The organism is Marinobacter sp. F4218 (genome assembly GCF_019443085.1).
Taxonomy (GTDB): Bacteria; Pseudomonadota; Gammaproteobacteria; order Pseudomonadales; family Oleiphilaceae; genus Marinobacter; species Marinobacter albus.
The window spans coordinates 839,393-861,141 of the sequence record NZ_JAHZIL010000003.1; the positions used below are offsets into that span (position 1 = coordinate 839,393).

Annotated in this window: 20 protein-coding genes; 14 read left to right on the forward strand and 6 right to left on the reverse strand. The window is 59.4% G+C overall.

Annotated elements, in window-relative coordinates; genetic code table 11:
- Positions 1-52 precede the first annotated feature (52 nt).
- Together K0B93_RS07915 and K0B93_RS07920 are read left to right on the forward strand one after the other, a co-directional pair.
- The gene (locus K0B93_RS07915; RefSeq protein ID WP_219866688.1) at positions 53-769 is read left to right on the forward strand and encodes a GntR family transcriptional regulator; all 717 of its coding nucleotides are present in this window, start codon (positions 53-55) and stop codon (positions 767-769) included.
- A 382-nt stretch (positions 770-1,151) separates the two neighbouring features.
- On the forward strand, positions 1,152-1,421 hold the full coding sequence (locus tag K0B93_RS07920; RefSeq protein ID WP_219866689.1) for a ComEA family DNA-binding protein: 270 nt from the start codon (positions 1,152-1,154) through the stop codon (positions 1,419-1,421).
- Between the two features lie 47 nt (positions 1,422-1,468).
- Here the strand turns inward: K0B93_RS07920 and K0B93_RS07925 are convergent, their stop codons facing one another.
- On the reverse strand, positions 1,469-2,284 hold the full coding sequence (locus tag K0B93_RS07925) for a helix-turn-helix domain-containing protein (protein WP_219866690.1): 816 nt from the start codon (positions 2,282-2,284) through the stop codon (positions 1,469-1,471).
- A gap of 178 nt (positions 2,285-2,462) precedes the next feature.
- Here K0B93_RS07925 and K0B93_RS07930 point away from each other — a divergent pair, with 178 nt between their 5' ends.
- The 7 genes from K0B93_RS07930 to K0B93_RS07960 all read left to right on the forward strand — a co-directional run bounded on the left by K0B93_RS07930 (position 2,463) and on the right by K0B93_RS07960 (position 10,360).
- Positions 2,463-3,941, forward strand: coding sequence for an alanine/glycine:cation symporter family protein (locus K0B93_RS07930; RefSeq protein ID WP_228739339.1), 1,479 nt, complete (start codon positions 2,463-2,465; stop codon positions 3,939-3,941).
- A 74-nt stretch (positions 3,942-4,015) separates the two neighbouring features.
- Positions 4,016-5,419, forward strand: coding sequence for an aspartate ammonia-lyase (locus tag K0B93_RS07935; protein ID WP_219866691.1), 1,404 nt, complete (start codon positions 4,016-4,018; stop codon positions 5,417-5,419).
- Positions 5,416-6,447 (forward strand): asparaginase, encoded by a 1,032-nt coding sequence (locus K0B93_RS07940; RefSeq protein ID WP_219866692.1) that lies wholly within the window; start codon positions 5,416-5,418, stop codon positions 6,445-6,447. Before K0B93_RS07935 ends, K0B93_RS07940 begins: the two co-directional genes overlap by 4 nt.
- A gap of 91 nt (positions 6,448-6,538) precedes the next feature.
- Entirely contained in the window at positions 6,539-7,318 is a 780-nt protein-coding gene (locus K0B93_RS07945; protein WP_219866693.1) for a (Fe-S)-binding protein, read from the forward strand.
- Entirely contained in the window at positions 7,315-8,754 is a 1,440-nt protein-coding gene (locus K0B93_RS07950; protein WP_219866694.1) for a LutB/LldF family L-lactate oxidation iron-sulfur protein, read from the forward strand. Before K0B93_RS07945 ends, K0B93_RS07950 begins: the two co-directional genes overlap by 4 nt.
- A complete protein-coding gene (locus K0B93_RS07955; protein ID WP_219866695.1) occupies positions 8,751-9,407 on the forward strand; it encodes a LutC/YkgG family protein in 657 nt (218 codons plus the stop codon). Before K0B93_RS07950 ends, K0B93_RS07955 begins: the two co-directional genes overlap by 4 nt.
- A complete protein-coding gene (locus K0B93_RS07960; RefSeq protein WP_219866696.1) occupies positions 9,404-10,360 on the forward strand; it encodes a DMT family transporter in 957 nt (318 codons plus the stop codon). Before K0B93_RS07955 ends, K0B93_RS07960 begins: the two co-directional genes overlap by 4 nt.
- A gap of 6 nt (positions 10,361-10,366) precedes the next feature.
- Here the strand turns inward: K0B93_RS07960 and gloA are convergent, their stop codons facing one another.
- Together gloA and K0B93_RS07970 are read right to left on the reverse strand one after the other, a co-directional pair.
- Positions 10,367-10,915: a lactoylglutathione lyase gene (gene gloA / locus K0B93_RS07965; RefSeq protein WP_219866697.1), complete on the reverse strand. Its 549-nt coding sequence runs from the start codon at positions 10,913-10,915 to the stop codon at positions 10,367-10,369.
- 511 nt (positions 10,916-11,426) lie between these two features.
- Complete coding sequence (locus K0B93_RS07970) at positions 11,427-12,566, reverse strand: alkane 1-monooxygenase (RefSeq protein ID WP_219866698.1); 1,140 nt, start codon at positions 12,564-12,566, stop codon at positions 11,427-11,429.
- A 248-nt stretch (positions 12,567-12,814) separates the two neighbouring features.
- On the opposite strand from K0B93_RS07970, the gene K0B93_RS07975 reads away from it, so the two are divergent.
- The 5 genes from K0B93_RS07975 (at position 12,815) to K0B93_RS19400 (ending at position 19,085) form a co-directional block, all read left to right on the forward strand.
- Positions 12,815-13,474, forward strand: coding sequence for a GntR family transcriptional regulator (locus K0B93_RS07975; protein ID WP_219866699.1), 660 nt, complete (start codon positions 12,815-12,817; stop codon positions 13,472-13,474).
- Between the two features lie 181 nt (positions 13,475-13,655).
- Positions 13,656-14,699, forward strand: a complete 1,044-nt coding sequence (locus K0B93_RS07980) for a DUF6160 family protein (protein ID WP_219866700.1) — start codon at positions 13,656-13,658, stop codon at positions 14,697-14,699.
- A gap of 65 nt (positions 14,700-14,764) precedes the next feature.
- Positions 14,765-15,823 carry a lysylphosphatidylglycerol synthase transmembrane domain-containing protein gene (locus K0B93_RS07985; RefSeq protein ID WP_219866701.1) on the forward strand — a complete coding sequence of 353 codons (1,059 nt, stop codon included), beginning with the start codon at positions 14,765-14,767 and terminating at the stop codon, positions 15,821-15,823.
- Positions 15,820-18,057 carry a glycosyltransferase gene (locus tag K0B93_RS07990; protein ID WP_219866702.1) on the forward strand — a complete coding sequence of 746 codons (2,238 nt, stop codon included), beginning with the start codon at positions 15,820-15,822 and terminating at the stop codon, positions 18,055-18,057. Before K0B93_RS07985 ends, K0B93_RS07990 begins: the two co-directional genes overlap by 4 nt.
- An 80-nt stretch (positions 18,058-18,137) precedes the next feature.
- Complete coding sequence (locus K0B93_RS19400; protein WP_219866703.1) at positions 18,138-19,085, forward strand: YbgA family protein; 948 nt, start codon at positions 18,138-18,140, stop codon at positions 19,083-19,085.
- Here the strand turns inward: K0B93_RS19400 and K0B93_RS08000 are convergent, their stop codons facing one another.
- The 3 genes from K0B93_RS08000 to K0B93_RS08010 form a co-directional block, all read right to left on the reverse strand.
- Positions 19,086-19,817 carry a DUF481 domain-containing protein gene (locus K0B93_RS08000; protein ID WP_219866704.1) on the reverse strand — a complete coding sequence of 244 codons (732 nt, stop codon included), beginning with the start codon at positions 19,815-19,817 and terminating at the stop codon, positions 19,086-19,088.
- 22 nt (positions 19,818-19,839) lie between these two features.
- Complete coding sequence (locus tag K0B93_RS08005; RefSeq protein WP_219866705.1) at positions 19,840-20,859, reverse strand: rhodanese-related sulfurtransferase; 1,020 nt, start codon at positions 20,857-20,859, stop codon at positions 19,840-19,842.
- A gap of 132 nt (positions 20,860-20,991) precedes the next feature.
- Entirely contained in the window at positions 20,992-21,720 is a 729-nt protein-coding gene (locus tag K0B93_RS08010) for a DsbA family protein (protein ID WP_219866706.1), read from the reverse strand.
- Between the last annotated feature and the right edge of the window lie 29 nt (positions 21,721-21,749).

Here is a 21,749-nt window from a genome sequence, read left to right on the forward strand (position 1 = left end):
CCTGTGGAACTCCAACGACAGACGCCTCTCGAATTTAGCGGAGCGAATACGAATGGCAACAACCAGCAAAAGAAAAGAGTCCATGGCAGACAGGGTTTACGAGGCCCTGAAGGACGACATTTTTGAGTTCCGCCTGATCCCCGGTGACAAGTTCAGCGAGGGCGACGTGGGCACCCGCCTGCACGCCAGCCGGACGCCGGTTCGGGAGGCCCTCTACCGATTGCAGCGGGAGGGCTATGTGGAGGTCCTTTTCCGCAGTGGCTGGCAGGTCAAGCCGTTCGATTTCCAGCAGGTGGAAGAGCTTTACGACCTGCGCATCACCCTGGAACGCGCCGCCATGCACAAGATCTGCGCCTTGTCGGAGGAGCCTTCTGCCATCAGGATGCTGACCGCCATCTGGAACCCCGACCACCCCTCCGAGCGCGCGGTGGGCAGCACGGTGCGGGCACTGGACGAGAGCTTTCACTGCGATCTGGTGGCCGCCGCCGGCAACCGCGAGATGACGCGGATTCACCGGGAGATTACCGACCGGCTGCGGATTATCCGGCGCCTGGACTTCACCCGGGATGACCGGGTGGATGCCACCTATGTTGAACACGCGGCCATTCTGGAAGCCCTTCGCAACGGCCAGGCCAGTGAGGCCGCGGACCGGCTGACGCACCATATTCGCGCCAGCCAGAAGGCGGTTCGGGAAATCACCATGGAGCGAATCCGGGAGGCCGCCGCGGCTCACCGGAGCGGGCAGCAAATTGCTTCGCAGGACGCATAAACACTGAACTTACGTTCATTTTGTCAACCGCCGAAATGCTTACAGGTTTGTAAGACATATCGCACACCCCTCGGAGCGATTCTCCGATTTGTAACACTTCGTTCCCCTGTAGAATGGAAATTGTCAGGGATGACAAGCCAGCAAGGAACGTTGGCTCATGGAAGATGGCTCCAGGGATTTGGAGTTGCCCTACGGATCTGGGCTCACATGGAAGATCGCAAGGATGAAGTGCTCAGGATGAGCGCATGGCCTGAAGGATCAGGCAGGGGTCAGCCACGGAATTCGGGATCACAGGGAATGTGGTCCTGACCGTGCACTCGTTCCGGCTGTTTGCGTCCCGGCAACATCACAAGACGACAATCAGTATCAGGAACTCACTTCTATGAACCGTACTCCGTTAATTGCCACCCTCGTTCTGCTGTTCAGCCTCATGACGGGCTTCGCCCAGGCCGAGCCGGTTGCCATCAACATCAATACCGCCGATGTCACCACCCTCGCCGAGCTTACTGGCGTGGGCCAGAGCAAGGCCGAAGCCATTGTGGCCTACCGCGAAGCCAACGGCCCGTTTGCAGCGCCGCAGGACCTGGCGAACGTGAAAGGCATTGGCGAGCGTACCATCGAGAAGAACGCCGAACGCCTGACCGTGAAGTGACCTCCTCTGCGGGCGGCGGCCGTGGTCGCTGCCTGCACCCGGCCCCCCTAGTGCCGCGCCCTGAAAAGATACTCGTCCGGCGCCAGATCATTGCGGACCGCAGCGCGAATGGACGCGTCAATCCGGCTACTGTTCAACTCATGCAGACCGCAGCGGGCAAGCGCCTTGCGGACGTTCACACTTTGGCCCAGGTATTCGTACAGCACCCTCGCGCAACACGGCATACGTTCACTGTTGTCTGAAACGCCGATCTTCAACCCGGTCAATCGCGTCACCCGGTTTCTGAAACTGGGGAAGAGAATGGTCTGGGTGATCTCGTGGCAATTCAGCGTTTCATAGTCCACCAGGAACAGCCTGTCGGTCAGGAGATAGGCGATGCCCTGATACCGATTGTGGCAGGGCGGCTCGTTGCTCGATGCCCGCATCCGTTCCGTGCGCTGGAACACGACGCGATTGCCCTGGCGCTCAAGACACACGAGGTTCTGGAGGACCTTCCCGGGCGCAGACATCGATTGGTAGTACTCGTAGTAGTAGCCCAGGTAGTTCTCAATATCGCCCCGAGCCCCGCCATCGAGTCTGTCCAGGTGCGTCTGGATGAGTTCCTCTTCCTGGTTGGGCTGCGCCTTGACCCTCGGGCGCACATCAACCACCCGTTGAAACTGGCCGTGCGGCAACAGTATTTCCTGTTCGTTTACCCCGAAAAACTCACACAGACGACGCAGCGTGCTCGCTGACGGTTTGTGTTGGCCGCTGAGATACCGGTTGAATTGCGGGCGGTTGATTCCAAGACGACGACACACCTCTGCAATCGATGTGTAGTAACTGCAGAGCAGCCTGAGATTCTGAGCCAGATCCGGATGCATTGGGTGTATCGCTCTTTTTTACCTAAAGAAAGCCAGTGCGCCAACTTGCACTAGCGCGACTTGACGCTGTTACCGCGCCAGAGTGCGTCTACTCATCAATGACCTGCGAATTCTAGCAGGGGTGCCCGGTTGGTTAAATGAAAGCTTCGCACAACAACAATCATTGTCGGAGTTGCTTATGTTCGAGTTTCTGAGCGAATTGCTATGGGGCAAGATTCTCATTGCGCTGCTGGTCACTGTCGGTATCGGATTCACCGTTGCCTCCCGTTTCGTTCAATTCCGTTATTTTGGGCGCATGTTCCGGATTCTGAGCGCCAGTCAGGCCTTTCAGAAAGACAAGCATGGCCATCTCAGTTCCTTCCAGGCGCTGCTGCTCTCGGTGGCCGGTCGGGTCGGCGGGGGCAATATCGCTGGCGTGGCGGTTGCCATCACGCTGGGCGGTCCCGGCGCCGTTTTCTGGATGTGGGTGGTTGGCCTGATGGGCATGGCCACCAGCTTCCTCGAATGTTCACTGGCCCAGACGTACAAGGTGGCTGAACCGGACGGCACGTATCGCGGTGGCCCGGCGCACTACATTTCCCGGGGCCTTGGCGCCCGCTGGAAGTGGATGGCGGGCCTGTACTCTGTCCTGTTGCTGCTGACCTTCGGCTTTGGGTTTACCGCGCTGCAATCCTATGCGGTTGCGACCTCGGTAGACGACGCGTTCGGCGTTCCCGTTTTCTATACCGGCATTGCACTGGCGATGGTGGTAGGCCTGATCATCTTTGGTGGTGTTCGCCGCATCGCCCGGGTGGCTGAATTTCTGGTTCCGCTCATGGCTGGCAGCTATCTGCTGATCACGGCCGTCGTTCTTGCGCTGAACATCGACCACATCCCGGATGTCTTCATGCTCATCGTCAACAGCGCGTTCGGTCTCGAGCCTGTCGTTGGCGGAGGCATTGGTGCCGCCATTCTGATGGGGGTCAAACGCGGCCTGTTTTCGAATGAGGCAGGCCTCGGCAGTGCGCCAAACGTCGCGGCGGTGGCCTACGTGCCCCACCCCGCCAATCAGGGCATCGTTCAGGCATTCTCGGTGTTTATCGACACGCTCATCATCTGCTCGTCGACGGCGTTTATTATCCTGCTGAGCGGGATTTACGATCCCAACACCCTGAGCGATGTTGGAGGCGTTGCCCTGACGCAATCCGCCCTTGCAGATCACGTGGGTGACTGGGGCCGCAGCTTTGTAAGTGTTGCGCTGATGCTCTTCGGTTTCAGCACGATTCTCTACAATTACTATCTCGGTGAGAACAGCATTAACTTCTTCAGCACCCAGAACCAGAATTTCTTCAACTCGTTCCGAGTGGCCATCATTGGGCTGGTCTGTTGGGGCGCCACCACTGACCTGGGCACGGTGTTTGGTTTTGCAGACGTCACTATGGGTCTGCTGGCTCTCGTAAACCTGATCGCCCTGATCGCCCTGTTCAAGCCTGGCCTGCGCATCCTGAAGGACTTCGACGGCCAGATTGCCGAGGGAATCGAACAACCTGTTTTCGATGCTGCCCGCTTCCAGGACATGAATGTGGATGCCACAGCGTGGGAGCTCGAACCGGAAGATATCGAACGGGCTCAGAACCGGGCTCGCCGGGCTCTCGAGCCTGCGCCGGAACGATCCTGATCGCACCTGGCGGCCCCACCTGAGGGCCGCCATTCCCTGTTCTTGTTGCCTCACCGCAAGGAAACCCCCAAGCCATGAACACTCGCACCGAACACGACCTCCTTGGTGATCTACCCGTACCGGCCGACGCCTGGTACGGCATCCAGACTCAACGCGCACTGAATAACTTTTCGATCACGGGCGTACCCATCAGCCACTTTCCACACCTGGTTCGGGCCCTGGTGATGGTGAAAAAGGCAGCGGCCATGGCCAACCGCGACCTTGGAGACCTGGAACCCCATAAGGCGGAGGCCATTATTGCGGCATGCGATGACATAATCGGTGGGACATTGCATGACCAGTTTGTGGTCGACCTTATTCAGGGTGGTGCCGGAACCTCCACCAACATGAATGCCAATGAGGTAATCGCCAACCTGGCACTCGAAAAGCTGGGACACGGCAAGGGCGAGTACCAACATCTTCATCCGAACGATGACGTCAACCGGTCGCAATCCACGAATGACGCCTACCCCACGGCGGTGTGCCTCGCAGTCCAGTTTGCTGCGGAACCCCTGGAGCAGGTAATTACCCACCTCAAGGAAAGCCTGGAGGAGAAGGGGCGGCAGTTTGACCACGTCGTGAAGATGGGGCGTACCCAGCTTCAGGATGCCGTCCCCATGACCCTGGGCCAGGAATTCGAGGCATTCGGCGTGAACCTCGGCGAGGATATTGATCGCCTGCACGAAGCCAGCCGACTGCTCTGTGAAGTAAACCTCGGGGGCACCGCCATTGGCACCGGGATCAATACTCACCCCCTGTACAAGAAACTTGCGGTTGGCTACCTAGCCCAAATCTCCGGAAAGCCGCTCGTCTCCGCGAGCAATCTGGTGGAGGCGTCTTCGGACATGGGTGCTTTTGTGCTGTTCTCGGGCATCCTAAAGCGCTTCGCGGTCAAGCTGGGGAAAATGTGCAATGATCTCAGACTGCTGTCGTCTGGTCCGCGGACGGGCCTGGGGGAAATTCTCCTGCCGGCGGTTCAACCGGGCTCGTCGATCATGCCCGGCAAAGTCAATCCAGTCATTCCCGAAGCGGTAAATCAAACCGCCTATCAGGTCATTGCCAGTGACCTTGCCGTTACCCTCGCAGCGGAAGCCGGACAGCTTCAGTTGAATGCGATGGAACCCATGATCGTCTATAACCTGCTCAATTCCATGAAAATGCTGGGGGCCGCCTGCAGCATGCTGGATGACCGGTGCATTCAGGGCATTCGCGCCAACACCGAGCAGTGCGCGCGGCACCTGGACAACAGCATTGGCATTGTCACGGCCCTCGTTCCGAGGATCGGCTACGCCAACGCCACCCGGATTGCCTCGAAAGCACTCAACACCGGATCCACCGTGCGCGAGCTGGTGCTGGACGAAGGCCTGCTGGATGCCGAGGCCCTTGACCGGCTGCTTTCTCCCAGATCCATGCTCGCGCCGGCGGGAGACTGGCTGTGAGTCGTCGGATTCTGGTGCTGTACACCGGCGGCACAATTGGAATGGTCGCCTCACAGGGCGCTTACGTTCCCGGCGCTGATTTCGGCGCGCGCCTCGGACGCTACCTCCGAGAAAGGCTCGATGACCTGCCCGACTACGACGTGGTCGAGCTTGAGCGGCTTATCGACAGCGCGAATATCACGCCCGAGGACTGGACCATCATTGCCCGCACCCTCGTCGACTACTGGCATCAGTACGATGGGTTTGTCCTGCTCCATGGTACGGACACCATGGCGGCCACTGCCTCGGCACTGTCGTACATGCTCGGCAGTTGCGACAAGCCAGTGATCTTGACCGGCTCTCAACTTCCGCTTGAGCAGGCTCGTACCGATGCCATTGAAAACCTGGTCAACTCGCTGGTGTTTGCAGCCTGTGCCGATGTGTCTGAAGTCTGCATCTGTTTCCGGAGCAAACTGATTCGTGGGAACCGGGCGAGAAAACTAAAGACCAGTGAACTGGATGCGTTCGATTCCCCAAACGCGCCGTTGCTCGGTCGATGCGGGATCGGTCTCGAACTGCGCCGTGACCTGTTGCTTCCGGCGGGTCAACCAAACGTTCAGATCCCTGAGCTCGACCACCGCTCCGTCGCGGTTCTGACCCTTTTTCCGGGCATCTCATCCGCTTTGGTTGACGCCGCACTGGCTCTTCCCCAATTGAAGGGATTGATCATCCTCACCTATGGCGCAGGCAATGTTCCTGATGCTGACACCGCATTGATCAATGTGCTTGCAGCGGCCATCGATCGGGGCATCGCGATTGTCAATGTGAGCCAATGCCCCGCAGGCCGCGTGGCCCAGAAAACCTACGCTTCGGGTGCGGTACTCGACCGGATCGGTGTGATCCCGGGAGCAGACCTGACCCCGGAAGCCGCCTTTGCCAAACTGCATGTCCTGCTGGCCACCGGGCATTCCGGTCGAGCTCTCCAGGAGTCGCTCCAGAGCCCGCTTCAGGGCGATTGCAGCCCGCTCGAATCCGGAGGGCATTGCTGAACCGACCGTACCCATAAAGTCGTCTAGCAAGAGGACCATCGCCACCCTATTATTACGTGGTAATAATTCCAAAACGGTTGAGCGTCGGCACATGGTTGATCCCATCAAGGTTTACCCTGCAAAACCTTCCAAAGTCTATTTCTTCGGTACCTGCCTGGTGGATATGTTCTACCCGGACGCGGGTATGGCTGGCATTCAGTTGCTGGAGCGGGAAGGCATTGAGGTGATCTTTCCCCAGGACCAGACCTGCTGTGGCCAGCCCGCCTACACCTCCGGCTACCACGATGAAGCCCGGGCGGTGGCGATGGCGCAACTGGATCTGTTCCCCGAGGACTGGCCCATCGTGGTGCCGTCCGGCTCCTGCGGCGGCATGATGCGCAAGCACTACCCGGACCTGTTCAAGGACACCGGGCACGAGGTCAAAGCCGCCGAAGTCGCCGGGCGGGTCTGGGAACTGACGGATTTCCTGCTGAACGTCTGCCACATCAAACTGGACGATCTGGGTGAACCCACCACCGTTGCCATGCACACCTCCTGTTCCGCGCGCCGCGAAATGGGCGTGGCCGAGGTGGGCCCCAAGTTGCTGGGCCAACTCAGCAACGTGAACCTGGTGGAGCAGGTCCGGACCGAGGAATGCTGCGGTTTCGGCGGTACCTTCGCCATCCGCCACCCGGAGATCTCCGGCGCCATGGTGAGTGAAAAGGTGGACACGCTGGTGGACACCGGCGCGAAGGCGTTCGTCACCACCGATTGCGGGTGCCTGATGAACATAGACGGCTACGCCGAGAAGAACCGGAAGCCGATCACGGGTCAGCACATTCTCAGCTTCCTGTGGGAACGCACCAACGGCACGAAGGGGGATCAGTCATGAGCGAGACCGCCGAGCACTCACCCCACCACATTGATGTGAAGGAATTCCACCCGCGAGCCAAGGCGGCGATTCACAACCCGAAGATCCGCCGGAACTTCCGGAAGGCGATGGACGGGCTGATGACCAAGCGCAAAAGCGCTTTCGAAGGCTGGGATCTGGAGACCCTGCGGGATCTGGGCGCCAACATCCGGCTGCGGGCACTGGCCAACCTGCCGGACCTGCTGGAGCAGCTGGAGCAGAAGCTGACTGAAAACGGCGTCAAGGTGCACTGGGCACTGGATGGCGATGAAGCCTGCCGCATTGTCCGGGACATCTGCAAGGCGCGGGACGCGAAGACCGTCATCAAGGGCAAATCCATGGTGTCCGAGGAAATGGAACTGAACCATTACCTTGAGGAGCAGGGCATCGAAGCTCTGGAATCGGACCTCGGTGAATACATTGTGCAACTGGCGGACGAAACGCCCTCGCACATCATCATGCCGGCGATTCACAAGAACACCGATGAAATCTCCAAGCTTCTGCACGAGAAGACCGGGACCGACCTGTCCCACGATGTCGAATACCTGACCGCCAGCGCCCGCCTGCAACTGCGTGAAAAATTCATGAACGCAGACGTGGGTGTTTCCGGCGTGAACTTCGCCGTCGCGGAAACCGGCACCCTCTGCCTGGTGGAAAACGAGGGCAATGGCCGGATGACCACCACCGTGCCGCCCTGCCACATTGCGGTTACCGGCATCGAGAAGGTGGTTCCCAACCTGGAAGACGTAACTGCCCTGCTGGCGCTGCTGACCCGTTCGGCCACCGGCCAGCACATCACCACCTACTTCAACATGATCTCCGGCCCGCGCAAGCCCGACGAACTGGACGGCCCGGAAGAAGTGCACCTGGTGCTGGTCGATAACGGCCGCTCCTCCATCTACCAGGACGACGAGCTGCTCGACACCCTGCGCTGCATCCGCTGCGGCGCCTGCATGAACCATTGTCCGGTCTACACCCGCGTTGGTGGCCACACTTACGGCACCACCTACCCGGGCCCGATTGGCAAGATCCTGATGCCGCATTTGATCGGCCTGGATGAGGGCCGGCATCTGCCCAGCGCTTCCAGCCTGTGCGGCGCCTGCGGCGAAGTCTGCCCGGTGAAGATTCCGATTCCGGACCTGCTGGTGCGGCTGCGCCAGGAATCCGTGGATGGCGACAAGCTGCACCCGGCCAAGGTCCGTGGCCATGGCGCCAAACGCAGCGCGGTGGAAGCCATGATCTGGAAGGGCTGGAGCTGGATGCACGCACACCCCGGCGCCTACCGTTTCGGCACCAACATGGCGGCCCGTTTCCGCAAACTGCAGCCGGGGCAGATCGGCGGCTGGACCCAATATCGAACAGCGCCCAAGCTCGCCCCGAAAACCCTCCACGAACGAATGAAGGAGCGCGGCCAGTGAGTTCCCGAGAAACCATCCTCCAGCGCCTGCGCAACCGCAGCGGCGGCGAACTGACGGCCCCCGAATGTGACTTTTCCGTGCTTGAACGGCCGGACTGGTCAACGTCGGAGCGCATCGCGCTGTTCGAGAAAGCCATTGAATCGGTGCACGGTGAAGTCCACCACTGCAGCAATGACAACTGGCTCGACCGTCTGGCCGAAGTCCTCTCCACCCGGGGGGTGCGCAACCTGCTGATTCCGCGGGAGCACGAAATCGGACTCAAGCTCCGGTCCGTTGCCGAGCGAGAGGACCTGCCGAACCTCCTGATCTACGATGAGCCCATCGAAAGCTGGCAGCCCGCCCTGTTCAACGACGTCGATGCCGGTATTACGTCCACCCGCGGCGGCATTGCCGAAACCGGCTCGCTGATCCTGTGGCCGACGGCGGACGAACCACGGCTGATGAGCCTGGTGCCCCCGGTACACGTGGCGGTGCTCTATGCCTCGGAACTCTACACCACGTTCCGGGACGCCATGACGGCCCAGAACTGGGCCGCTGGCATGCCGACGAATGCCCTGCTAATCTCTGGCCCTTCCAAAACTGCCGATATTGAGCAAACCCTTGCTTACGGCGTTCACGGTCCGAAAGAGCTGATTGTGTTGATTATTGAATGATTCGAGGCGCCCTGCTGATCGCCCTGGCAGCCCTGCTCTGGGCGACCACGGGAATAGTTGCGAAATTCCTGTTTACCGGTACCGAGCTTGAAGCCATTACCCTGGGCTTCCTGCGCCTGGTCGTGGCCTTGCCGTTCTTCTGGCTGCTGATGCGGCGGGAACAGGGGCGGCTCAGACGTGCCAGCCCCGGCACCCGGTCGCCTGGCACGTCCCTGCGACACCTCGGGCTGAAAGCCGCTTTACCCCTGGCGGCGCTCGGGCTGTTCCAGGCTTTCTACCAAGGCAGCTACCTGCTCGCGGTCGATCTGACAGGCGCCGGTATCGCTACCCTGATCGCCCTGTGTCTGCCGCCGGTACTGGTGGCCATTCTGGCTGCTCCGCTGCTGGGCGAGAAACCCGGCCTGCTGACCGTGCTCTCGCTCATTGCGGCCATCTTCGGTACCGCCATGCTGGTGCTGAGCGACATGGACACCACCGGCACCCTGCGCCTGGCGGGCATCCTGATGGCCTTGCTGGCCGCCGTGGTCTACACCGGATTCACCCTCACCAGCCGTTACAACTCGGCCGGGACCCCGGTGTTCACCACCGCCTTTATCTGTTTCTTTACCGCCGCACTGATCCTGGGGCCGGTGGTCTGGCTGTCCGGCGGTTTTGCGGGGCTGGAAACGCTGGGGATTCAGCAGTGGCTGATGGTGGCCTACATCGGCGTGGTGCCGACCTGCATTGGTTACGTAAGCTTTTTTTCCGGCATGCGCACCACACCGGCCACATTGTCCAGCATCATCGTGACACTGGAGCCCCTGTTCGTGGCCCTGCTGGCCTGGGCGTTCCTGGGAGAGATTCTGGGGCCTATCGGCATCGCCGGCGCGCTGATCCTAACGGCAGCGGTGATCGTGGCCTCACGTTATGGCGGGAAGGCCGGTACCGGCGCAGACGCCGATACCGCGAGCTAGCTCGAATCAGCTGCCCTTGCTTTGCTTCTGCATCATGTTCGGCTGCAGGATTTCAATCCAGTAGCCGTCCGGATCCTTGATAAACGCCAGACCTTTCATCTTGCCGTCGTCCGGCTTCTTCACAAACTCAACCTCCAGCCTCTCGAAGCGCTCACAGGCCGCATACACATCCGGCACGGCGATGCCGATGTGGCCGAAGCCCTGGGGCTCGTCGTTGCCATTGTGGTAAGCGAAATCCTTGTCGTCCTCGGTGCCCCAGTTATGGGTCAGTTCGAGCATGGCTTCCCGGCCAAAGGTATAGGTTGTGCGGTAGGCGTCGTCGGTCGGGACCTGCTGAGCGTGGCGATCATCCAGATAACCCAGGAAGTACAGCGTGAACTTCATTTCCGGGAAGTCCAGCTTGCGAACCAGGCGCATGCCCAAAACACGGGTGTAGAAATCCATGGAACGCTCGGGATCCTTGATGCGCATCATGGTCTGGTTGAAGACATAACCTTCGGTTTCGGGAACGGGTTCTTCGTAAAGGCCGGCAGCGTGTTCAAAATGCTTGGGCATGTTTTTCCCTTCTTTATTCGCAGAATTCAGAGAGTATACCTGTGTGCGTTTCAAAGGGATTTCAAGGGTATAAAAAAAGACCCCGCGGACAGAGACGAACCGGCGGGGTCGGAGGGCCGCTGTAGCGGCGGTTCTTCAGAGACGCTCTGAAGTTTTTTTGCGCCTGGGGGGGTGGCTGGGGCGTGGGGGTAGTTTCTTCCGGGAAACCGCAACTCGCTTCGCTCAGACATCCGGTTTTCCCTGCAGAAACTACCCCCACACCACCGCCGTCAAGCTGTTGTAAAACACCATGGAACACATGAACGCACCTTCTATCCCGTGTTTTCTATGCCCTTGCCTCCCTTGTTCGGTAACATTTTTACTTTTACTTCCACCGGGTTCGGTAGTGGTGATCGGGGGTGTTTTTCGGAAGAAAATCGCTGTCTGAGCGAAGCGAGTTTGCGATTCTTCTGGAGAAAAATTCCCCCGATCACCACCTCCCCCACCAAACGAGTGGAGGCCAAAGACCAAATCAGGAAGCCAACTGATGCTCCTCCCCCCGGTAATAAGCCTCCACCCGCGGATTCATGATCCGCTTCCACAGCGGCGGAAACATGGCGACGACAATCATTGCGGCATAGCCGGCCGGCAACTGCGGGGCAATTTCGTGGTGCCTGAGTACCTGGTAGCGGCGTTTGGCGTATGCGTGGTGATCGCTGTGGCGCTGGAGGTGGAACAGGAAGACGTTGGTCAGGAAGTAGTTGCTGTTCCAGCTGTGTTCGGGGGTGGTGCGTTCGTACCGGCCGTTGTCCAGCTTGCGGCGATGCAGACCGTAGTGTTCGAGGTAGTTGACGATTTCCAACAAGGTGAAGGCAATAAAGCTCTGCCCCAGGAAGAAGGCGGCACCCAGCCAGCCAAAGGCGATCGCAAAGGCGGTGAGCGCCAGCGCGCTGATGCTGTACCACCAGACCAGTTCATTGCGCCAGCTGAGGGCCTTCAGCCCCTTGCGCTCAAGGCGCTGGGCTTCCAGTTTCCAGGCATTGAGGAAGTTGCGGACGTAGGCCTGGGGCAGGAATTCGTACAGCGACTGGTTATAACGGGATGATGAAGCGTCTTCCGGCGTGGACACATGCACGTGGTGGCCACGCAGATGTTCCACCTTGAAGCCGCCGTAGCACACCAACGAGAGCAACAGGCCTCCGGCGCGGGTTTCCAGTTTTGCGTCCTTGTGGATCAGCTCGTGGGCGACGTTGATACCAAGGCCACCCACAATGCCAATGGACACTATCCAGCCAAGTCCGCCGACCGCATTGAACGTGCCCGAAGCGAGTTCCAGCATGCTCCACACCAGCAGGATGCCGAAGCCTGCCACCCAGCCCAGGGTGATCACCCGGTAAAAGAATTCGCTGTTCATGCGAGGCACGTCCGCTTCCTCATCGGGGTTCAGGCCATCTTTGCCCAACAGCATGTCAAGTATCGGAATGATGCCGAACACCACCACCGGAACGCCCCAGGAAAACAGGTTAACCAGGCCGGTGGCATGACCGGCGGCCAGCAACAGGGGCGGCAGGGCCAGGGGGATCATGGCGATCAGGTAGCTGTACTTCTTCAGGGTCAGCAGGATTCTTCGGCGCGTCGCCTCCCGGCTGACCGACAACTGGCTGGTATTCATGACTCTCTCCTTCGGCATTCTCTGGGTGACGAATCGCCACCTGTTGTTTTGTGCATTATTGTCCTACAATATTGCAGTCGTCAATGCCTACCGGGAAAATATTGAACACGACCGGGAAGCCGCCCGGAGATCAAAGGGTTGGGGCTCCCCCTCAGGATGGCTGTGATAGACTCATGCACACAGATTTCAGCGCCGGGCTGATTCTATCTGCGGCCAGCCGGCTTTTACGTCCTGTTCAGAGAGCCCTTATGGATTTTCAGGTGCCGAACACCCTGGCAGAAGAAATTGCCAACTACATGGCGGAGCGGATCATGACCGGGCAGATCCGGCCGGGGGAACGCATTCAGGAAGCGACCCTGGCGGGGGAATTGAAGGTTAGCCGGGCCTCGGTGAAGGAGGCCCTGTATACGCTGGAACGCTGGCATCTGGTGGACATCACTCCACGCAAGGGCGCCTCGGCAACCCGCCTGGATGCCGAACACGCTTCGGAATTGTATGACGTATACATGCACCTGCTGATGATGCTCGCGGCCCGGCTGTGTGAACGCTGGCAGGAGCCGGACCGGCAGCCACTGCTCAATGCCGTGGCTAAAGTGGTTGATCAGATGAACCAACCATCCGCGAACATCACCGCCATTGTCGAAGCCAGCTTCGCGGTCATGGAAGCCTGCTGCGAGGTGGTGGGCAACCCGTACCTGACCGAAGCCCTTTCCAACTTCAAGCCCGCCGTCAGCCGGGCCTACTATCTGAGCGCGGATCGTTACCGCAAGGGTCTGGACCAGATCAGCAAGTTCTTTACCCACCTGCCTCAGGCGGTTCTTTCCCGGGATAGCGCCAAGGCCCAGGCGCTGATCCGCGACTTCGCGGAGCACCAGAAGTTACTGATCCAGCAAGCGTTGACCTCATAGGACAAGGCCCCTGAGGTTGTGATTCAGCTCACAGACCTGTGGCACCATCCCGCCTATCGTAACAACGTGTAACAAAACCGAATGTCCGCTGCATTGGTTGTGCTGTCCTGCGGCCCGGAAAGCATTGGTAGGCTTTCCTCGTACACAACAACAAACACCGAAAATGGATTTTGGGGCCACCATGACTCTGTCACACGCCTGTTCCAGCTGTGCATCACCCGCTCGACGACACCGTCCATCGTGTCACCTGGCCGCCCTGTTGATCGCGCTTCCCCTGCCCTTGCCGGCCATGGCCGAATTCAGATCGATGGATGACAGTGCCCTTGCCGGTGTCACCGGCCAGGCAGGTGTGACGATCGAGATGGAAACCAAGGTCTCGGTTGATCGGTTGAGCTGGATCGACGAAGGCTCGATCAACGTGAACGGTCTCCGACTTTCCGGCCAGAACGACACGGTTCTGGACAACATGAAGGTGACCATCGATATCGCCGGCCAGGACGAAGTGCTGGAGCACGGATTCTCGGAGATCGCACGGCGGGCCGATGCCGGGCTGCTGAGCACCGGCAACGCTGATGTCGCCGATGCCCTCGCCAAATACAGCGTTGCAGGCGAATTCGGCAAACAGTTCAACAGCGGTGACCTGGTAATCCACCTGGGCGCGACTGACTACGGCGACCCGACGGTACTGGACGACTACCTGAGGGCCGTGGACTTCGAGCTGGCTGTCGACAGCCTCACGACCAGCGGCAGTGAAGGCACCACCAACCTCTTTTCCAATGTATTGCTGCAGGGCTACGTCGGCCCGACCGATCTGGTGATCCGCAACGGGGGCACCAACACGCGCACCCTGGTCAACGGCAATACCGTGTCCGGATCGGAGCTGCAGCTGGACACCCATTTCGAAATCACCAACGGCAGCCTGGACTGGGACGCGGCCGACCTGATTCTGGTTTTCAACTTCGCCGCCGTCGGCATTGAGGGGCTCCAGATTCACAACCGGCGCGGGAACGACACCCTCGGCCATTTCGGCATGGCCAGCGCCACCGCCAAACTGTCCCGGGGAACCAGCGCGGCCTCCGGCAAGGAAGGTCTGTCGGTGCACGATGTCGAGTTCCGCGCGGACATCGACATGCCCACGTTCCGGATCGGACCCAACAGCATAGGCAGCGTGCAGTTCACCGACTTTGCCATCACCGACACCACAATGATGGTGTATGGCCACTGACCCCCGACTGGACAACCAGCGCATAACCTCCTGTAAACTGCCCGTCTTAACCTGACGGGCAGCCCATGACCGACTTCACCGAAAGCGATTACCCGAAACGGACGTCCTGGCGACGACTCACCGTCTTCAGCCTGATTTTTATCGGCATGACCGCGGCCGGCCTGTACACGGTCTACGATCAGTTTGCCGGACGCAGTATCACCTTCGACCCGAGACTGGTTGCGCCCTCAACGCTGCTGATGGCGGGGCTTCTGCTGCTGGTCTATTTCCTCTCCGATGGCCTGCGTTTGCACTATACCCTGCGCGCCCTCGGGCACCGGCTGCCGTTCAAGGTGATGTTCAGACTGGTGTTCATCAACCTGTTCTTCTCCAACGTGACGCCCATGGCGACCGGGGGCGGCTTCGCCCAGATCTGGTACCTGCACCGGCACGGCGTGCCCATGGGGCGGGCCACGGCGGCCACGACGATTCGCACAGTCCTGGCCGTGCTGTTTATCTTCACACTGACACCGGTTTTCCTGCTGACCCTGAGGGCGCTGAAGGATCACACCATCACCGGCAACATTGGTGTTGCACTCGCGGTGTTCATTTTTCTCTACCTTGGGTTCTTTGCCATCCTGTTGTTTCGAACCCACTGGCTGATCGTGCCACTGACCCGGCTGCTAGTGACGCTTCGCCACCTCCACCTGATCAGCGAAGAGCGGCACCGGCGCTGGCAGTTCAAGGCCCGGCGGGAAATGCTCCGGTTCTCGGACAGTTTCGGTGATTACATCAAGGGCAAGCCGAAGTACGTGCTTCTGTCGGTGCTCTTCACCGCCCTGTTCCTGCTCAGCCTGTTCAGCTTTCCGGCGCTGCTGATTCACAGCCTCGGGTATCAGGTGGACTACCTGGTAACCCTGGGACTGCTGGTAGTGACCACGTTCATCATGTATTTCTCGCCCACCCCTGGCGCCTCGGGCATCTCCGAAGGTGTATTCGGGAGCTTCTTTCGCGATATTCTGTCGGGCAACCATCTGGTGCTGGTGACCGTTAGCTGGCGCCTGCTGACCATATACCTGGGCATGATCATCGGGCTGATCGTGTTGCAGAGGGAACTGATAAAAGACCGCGAGAACCCGGAATGATCCTCCGAAACCCTTTGAAACTGCTGTTCTACCTGTGCCTGGTTATTGTGATCCTGCTGGTGGGCTACAAAGCCTATCTCAACCTGTTCATGAAGGACTTCAAGGGCCTCCATACCGAGCAGGTGGAGCGTATCCAGAAAACCACCACCCCGGACCTCCCGGTCAGCTTTGCCGTGGTCGGTAACATCAATAATTCCATCGGCATCTTCGAGGAACGCATCATTCCCGAGTTGAACAGCTCCGGGCTTGATTTCATGGTGTCCGCGGGCAACGCCGTCAGTGGCGGCAGCGAGGACAAGTACCGGGCGCTCTATGGCAGCCTGGGACACCTCAAGATTCCATACCTGCTGACCTTTGGCGCCCACGAATACGAGGACTTCGGCAGTTTTCGGTTCTACGACCATTTTGGCCCGCATTTTTTCAGCATCCAGGCTGGCAGCAGCCGGCTGATCTTTCTGGACAGCACCGGCAAGACGCCCTGGCAGTGGCAGATTCGCTGGCTCAATGACTTGCTGGCCCAGGACAACTCGAAAGCCCGTATCCTGTTCATCGGCCATCCGCCCCTGGAGCCGGAGAAGAATGCGCCTTTCGATCAGCGTGAGGATTACCTGCAACCCCCGGAATTCCGGAGTGCGCTGCTGCAGGAGATCCAGCGGCACGACATTGATCTGGTGTTCTCGGCCAACCTGTCGCTCTATTCGGAAGCCGTAAAAGGCGAGACCACCTTCATCACCACCGGTGGCGCCGGCGGCCTGGTCCTTAACAACGAGACCAGCTTCTACCACTTCGTGCAGGTCAGCGTTGGGGCAGACGGCGAAATCAGCCATTCCCTGGAACGGCTGAAAGTCGGCCAGCATCCGGTTCTGAAACAGCTGGAGAGCCTGTGGTTCTTTATTTACTCCCTGATCTATTCCGGCTACCTGAACTTCATCCTGATCCTCGCCGTGTTCGTGGCCATCACCATCAAGCTCTACACCACGATTTTCGTCGCCAAGGACTACTACCCGGACTACGACCTGGATCCGTCGCCCTGGCTGGAAAAGCCGCTTCGCGTCGCCATGTTCACCAACAACTATCTGCCGTTCATCGGCGGCGTGCCCATTTCCATCGAGCGCCTGCGCCGGGGCCTGGAAAAGCTGGGCGACAAGCTCCTCATCGTTGCTCCCCGGTACAAGGATCAGCCTGAGAACGAGGAGCAGGTTCTGCGGGTACCCTCCCTGCTGGCCATGGGCGAGAAAGGGGAATTCCGTCTGGCGAATATATTCCTGGCTCGCATTCGCAAGGGTGTCAAAGCCTTCCGCCCGGACATCATCCACCTGCACCATCCCTTCTGGCTGGGATCCCTGGGATTGTTCCTGGCGCGGACGTTGAAGGTTCCGTCCATCTACACTTATCACACCCGGCTCGAACACTATGCCCACTTCGTGCCCCTGCCCGGCATGCTGTTCCGCAACCTGATTTCCCACGCCCTGATCAAGCACTTCGCCAACAAGTGTGACGCGGTGATCGTGCCCACCTACTCAACGGAAGAGTACCTGCGCATGATTGGTGTGAAGACCCCCACGTACGTCCAGCCCACGGGCATCGAATTCCAGCGCTTTCAGGAGGTTCGCGAGGAGGACATCCAGAACTTGCGGGAAACACTGGAGCTGGATGACGAGAAGGTGTTCATCAGCGTTTCCCGACTCTCGAATGAGAAGAACATCGACTTCATGATCGAGGCAATCGACGCCCTGCGCCGGGAAACCAGCGTCCCCTTCCGGTTCCTGATGATCGGTGACGGACACCAGCGTGACCGACTGCAACAGAAAATCGAGGAGCTGGACCTGCAACGGCATTTCACCCTCGTTGGCGCCGTCCCGCCCGAAGACATGAGCACCTGGTACCACCTGGGGGATGCCTTCCTGTTTGCCTCGAAATCGGAAACCCAGGGCATGGTCATCCTGGAAGCCATGGCCGCCGGCCTGCCCGTGGTTGCGGTGCGGTCCAGCGGCATTGAAGACGTGGTCCGGCAGGGATTTAACGGCTTCAAGACGCCTGAAAATCAGGACCTGTGGGTTCACGAGGTGAAGCGGCTGCTCGAGGACGACGAGCTCCGTTGGGAGCTCGCTGCCCAGGCTCTCGAATTCGCAGGAGATTACTCTGTGGAGCAGTTCGCCCGGGACGTTCGAGGTATCTATGCCAACTGTCTCGCCCTCGAGGCGAAGAAGAAAAAACGGCACCGGGCGCACTGATCGGTTTCACCTTCTCTACTTGATCGGTTTAGACTGAAATCACGTATTACAGAGACCCTTTTATTGATCGGAGAGGTTACGTGAGCGAGATTCCCGTCGGTATCAGTACCTGCCTTCTTGGCAAGGAGGTCCGTCATGATGGCGGACACAAACACTCCCGCTACTGCACCCAGGTCCTGTCCAGGCATTTCGAGTTCCGTTCGATCTGTCCCGAGCTCGAGGCCGGCCTGGGAGTGCCTCGCCCGGCCATACATCTGAGGGAATACCCCGAAGGATTACGGCTGATCGAAACCAAGGGCGAGAACGATCACACCGACGCCATGCAGGGCTTCATCGATGCGGTAATGCCCACGCTTGCCAACCTGCGCGGTTACATCCTGATGGCGAAATCCCCCAGCTGCGGTATGGAACGGATCAAGGTCCACAATGAGGGTGGCCAGGTGACGCGCCGGGACGGCCGGGGCATGTTCGCCGAAGCCTTGATCCGCACCTATCCGCTGATGCCGGTGGAAGAGGAGGGCCGGCTCAACGATGACCTGATCCGGGAAAACTTTATCGAACGGGTCTTCGCCTACGACGACTGGATGCAGAATGTGGCCGGGGAGAACCTGAGTGCGAAGGCGCTGATCGAATTCCACACCCGCCACAAATTCCAGCTGCTGGCGCACTCGGAAAAGATCTACCGCCAGCTCGGCCCCATGCTGGGCGACCTGAAGTCGGAGCCTCTGGACGTTCTTGCCGACCGGTACATTCACCTGTTTATGGAGGCCATGAGCCAGAAGGTCAGCCGGGGTTCACACATGAACGCCATGCAGCATCTGATGGGCTACCTCCGCGACTCCATGGGGGATGAAGACCGGAAAGTGCTGCTGGAACAGATGGAAGCCTACCGCCGCGGCGAGGTGCCGCTCGTTGTGCCCATGACCCTGCTGCGCATGGCGCAACGCAGGGAGCCGGTGGATTACCTGACCGTCCAGCACTACCTCACTCCCTACCCGGATGAACTGGGGTTGCGGAACAACGTCTGATCAGAAGGTGTAGAGCAGGGTCAGGGCGGTTTCAGTATCCGTACGCTCTTTTCCTTCAGGCGGGTCGGAGACGTGTTTGACCCGGAACGCAGCTTTCATCGACAGGTTACCGACCACGGTCGCCTGCAACGCGGTTTCCGATTCACTGATGGTATTGTTTTCCTCCAGGCCTACTTCTGTGCTCAGCTTCTGACGAAACAGGGCGCGGTCGGAGATCGCGTAATCAAACTGGGTGGCGAATCGGGCGATTGCGGAATCCTCGGCGTTTTCGCCGTTCTCATCGGGTTCATCCAGTCGATTGTACCGGTAACCCAGACCCGTGGAGACGCTCCAGAATGACTGATCACCAGACTCCCACAGGCGATTACCGTAACCTGCGGTGACCGACGACTCGAAGTCATAACCGGAAAAGCGATCATCCTCCCAGGCGCCCCGAAGGAACCAGTACTGGCGCTCGTCGAACTTGTAGTTGGTCTCGCCCTCGGCCTGGTATTGCTCGGCCGTGGTTTCGTCCTCCGACTCGGTGTGCCTGGCACTGAACTCGGCCATGTTACGCCAGCGCGGAAATTCATTACCAATGGCCAGCCGGCCATTCAGGTTGCTTTCCTCGGTATTGCCTGATGTCACCAGGATTCCAATCTCGAACTCAGAGTTGACGTCGCCCCGGTCCTGAGCCTGGGCAAGTGGAGCAGCTCCGATAAGGGCAATCGCGACCGCGTTCTTGAGTTCCATGAAGTGCTCCTGGTTTGTCGGTTCAGGCTCCCGCGGATTTACGATGCTTTTCGCCAGCCAGACTTTTTCGCGCCTGACGTTCGCGTTCCGCTCTTTTCAGAGCCTTTCGTTCGGCGATGATGCGAGCGGCATCGCCACCCACGTGGGCTTCACCCCGTTGCTCCGCCAGCCGCATCTGTCGTTCACGTTCCGCAAACCGCGCTTTCTGCTCCTCGGTCAACGAGTCGATGCACTGGTGGCAGCTCACGCCCTGCTCGTATTCAGGGCGCTGTTTGTCGTCCTCGGTAATCGGGCGCCGGCAGGCATGGCACTGGTCGTAGTCGCCCCGTTCAAGACGGTGGTTCACCGTGACCCGGTCATCAAAGACAAAGCATTCCCCGTGCCACAGGCTCTGCTCCTCCGGCACTTCCTCGAGATATTTCAGAATGCCCCCCTTGAGGTGGTAGACCTCCTCGAAGCCCTGCTCTTTCAGATAGGCCGTCGATTTCTCGCATCGAATACCGCCGGTGCAGAACATGGCGACCTTCCTGTGTTTCGAGGGATCGAGATTCTCCTTCACGTAGTCCGGAAATTCCCGGAAGGTGTCCGTGGACGGGTTCAGGGCATTCTCGAAGGTGCCGATTTCCACTTCGTACTGGTTTCGGGTGTCCACCAGCACCACCTCCGGATCGGAGATCAGGTCATTCCACTCCCGGGCATCCACGTAGGTGCCAACAATGCGCTTCGGATCGATCCCGTCCACGCCCATGGTGACAATCTCTTTCTTGAGCTTCACTTTGGTGCGCTTGAACGGCTGGATGTCCACAAACGATTCCTTGTAGTCAATTCCATCGAAACGCTGATCACGGTCGATCCACGCCTTGACCGCATCGATACCTTCGCGGCTGCCGGCGATGGTGCCATTGATACCCTCGCGCGCCAGCAACAGGGTGCCATGGACCTCGTTGGCCAACATGGTGTCCAGCAACGGCTGGCGAAGGGACTGGTAATCATTCAGAACTGCGAACTTGTAAAGCGCGCAGACAACTACATCATTGCTCATGTTTTCTCCTGCGGGCCGGACCGTAAATCCGGAGCATGGGTTTGGTTTCATTCAAAGGCTCAAGCCAGAGAGGGCGCAATTTTTCACCAACTCTGGCCCGGGATCAAGTGCGGACTGGCCGAAACCCTCCGGTCACTCGGTCGTGTTGGCGAGTTCCCGTTCCACCACGGCGGACAGCTGGCCCCATCCGGGACGGGGCAGCCGGATATTGTCCACCAGCACCGTTGGCGTACTGGCAACCCGCAACTGCATGGCCACACGACGGCTTTCTTCCACGGCTTCACGATGCAGCTCCGTGGTCATACACCGGCGAAATCGCCGTTCCTCCAGGCCCAGATCCCCGGCATAACGGGTGAACGTGGCAACCGGATCGTCGGAGCTGCTCCATTCGGACTGGGCCGCGAAAAGCTGGTCATGCATGTCCCAGTAGGCATCCTGATCACCGGCACAGCGGGCTGCCTGGGCGGCCGGCATGGCATTCTGGTGCTGCTGCAGCGGCAAGTCGAAATAGACAAAGCGGACTTTTCCGGCTTCAACATACTGTGCTTTCAGCTTCTGGCTGGCGTCAGAGAAGCGGCCACAGGCCGGGCACTGGTAGTCTGCGAACTCACGCACCACAACCGGGGCATCAGCGGGCCCCACCGACACGCCATACCGGTCCAGTTCGGCCGGAAACGGATCGGCGTTGGACGCGGCAACAGGCAGCTCACTCGAAGAGGGCTTCGGTTTGGCGGTCAGGAAAAACAGACCGATGGCAACAGCGGCCAAGACCAATACCGCCACGCCGATATACAGGGGCTTATTGCCGGTTTTCTGTGGCGCTGGGGCTCCGGTTTCCCGGCGACGTTTTGCTTCACCCATTGCGGGCTCCTTATTGTTGGTAGTATTTT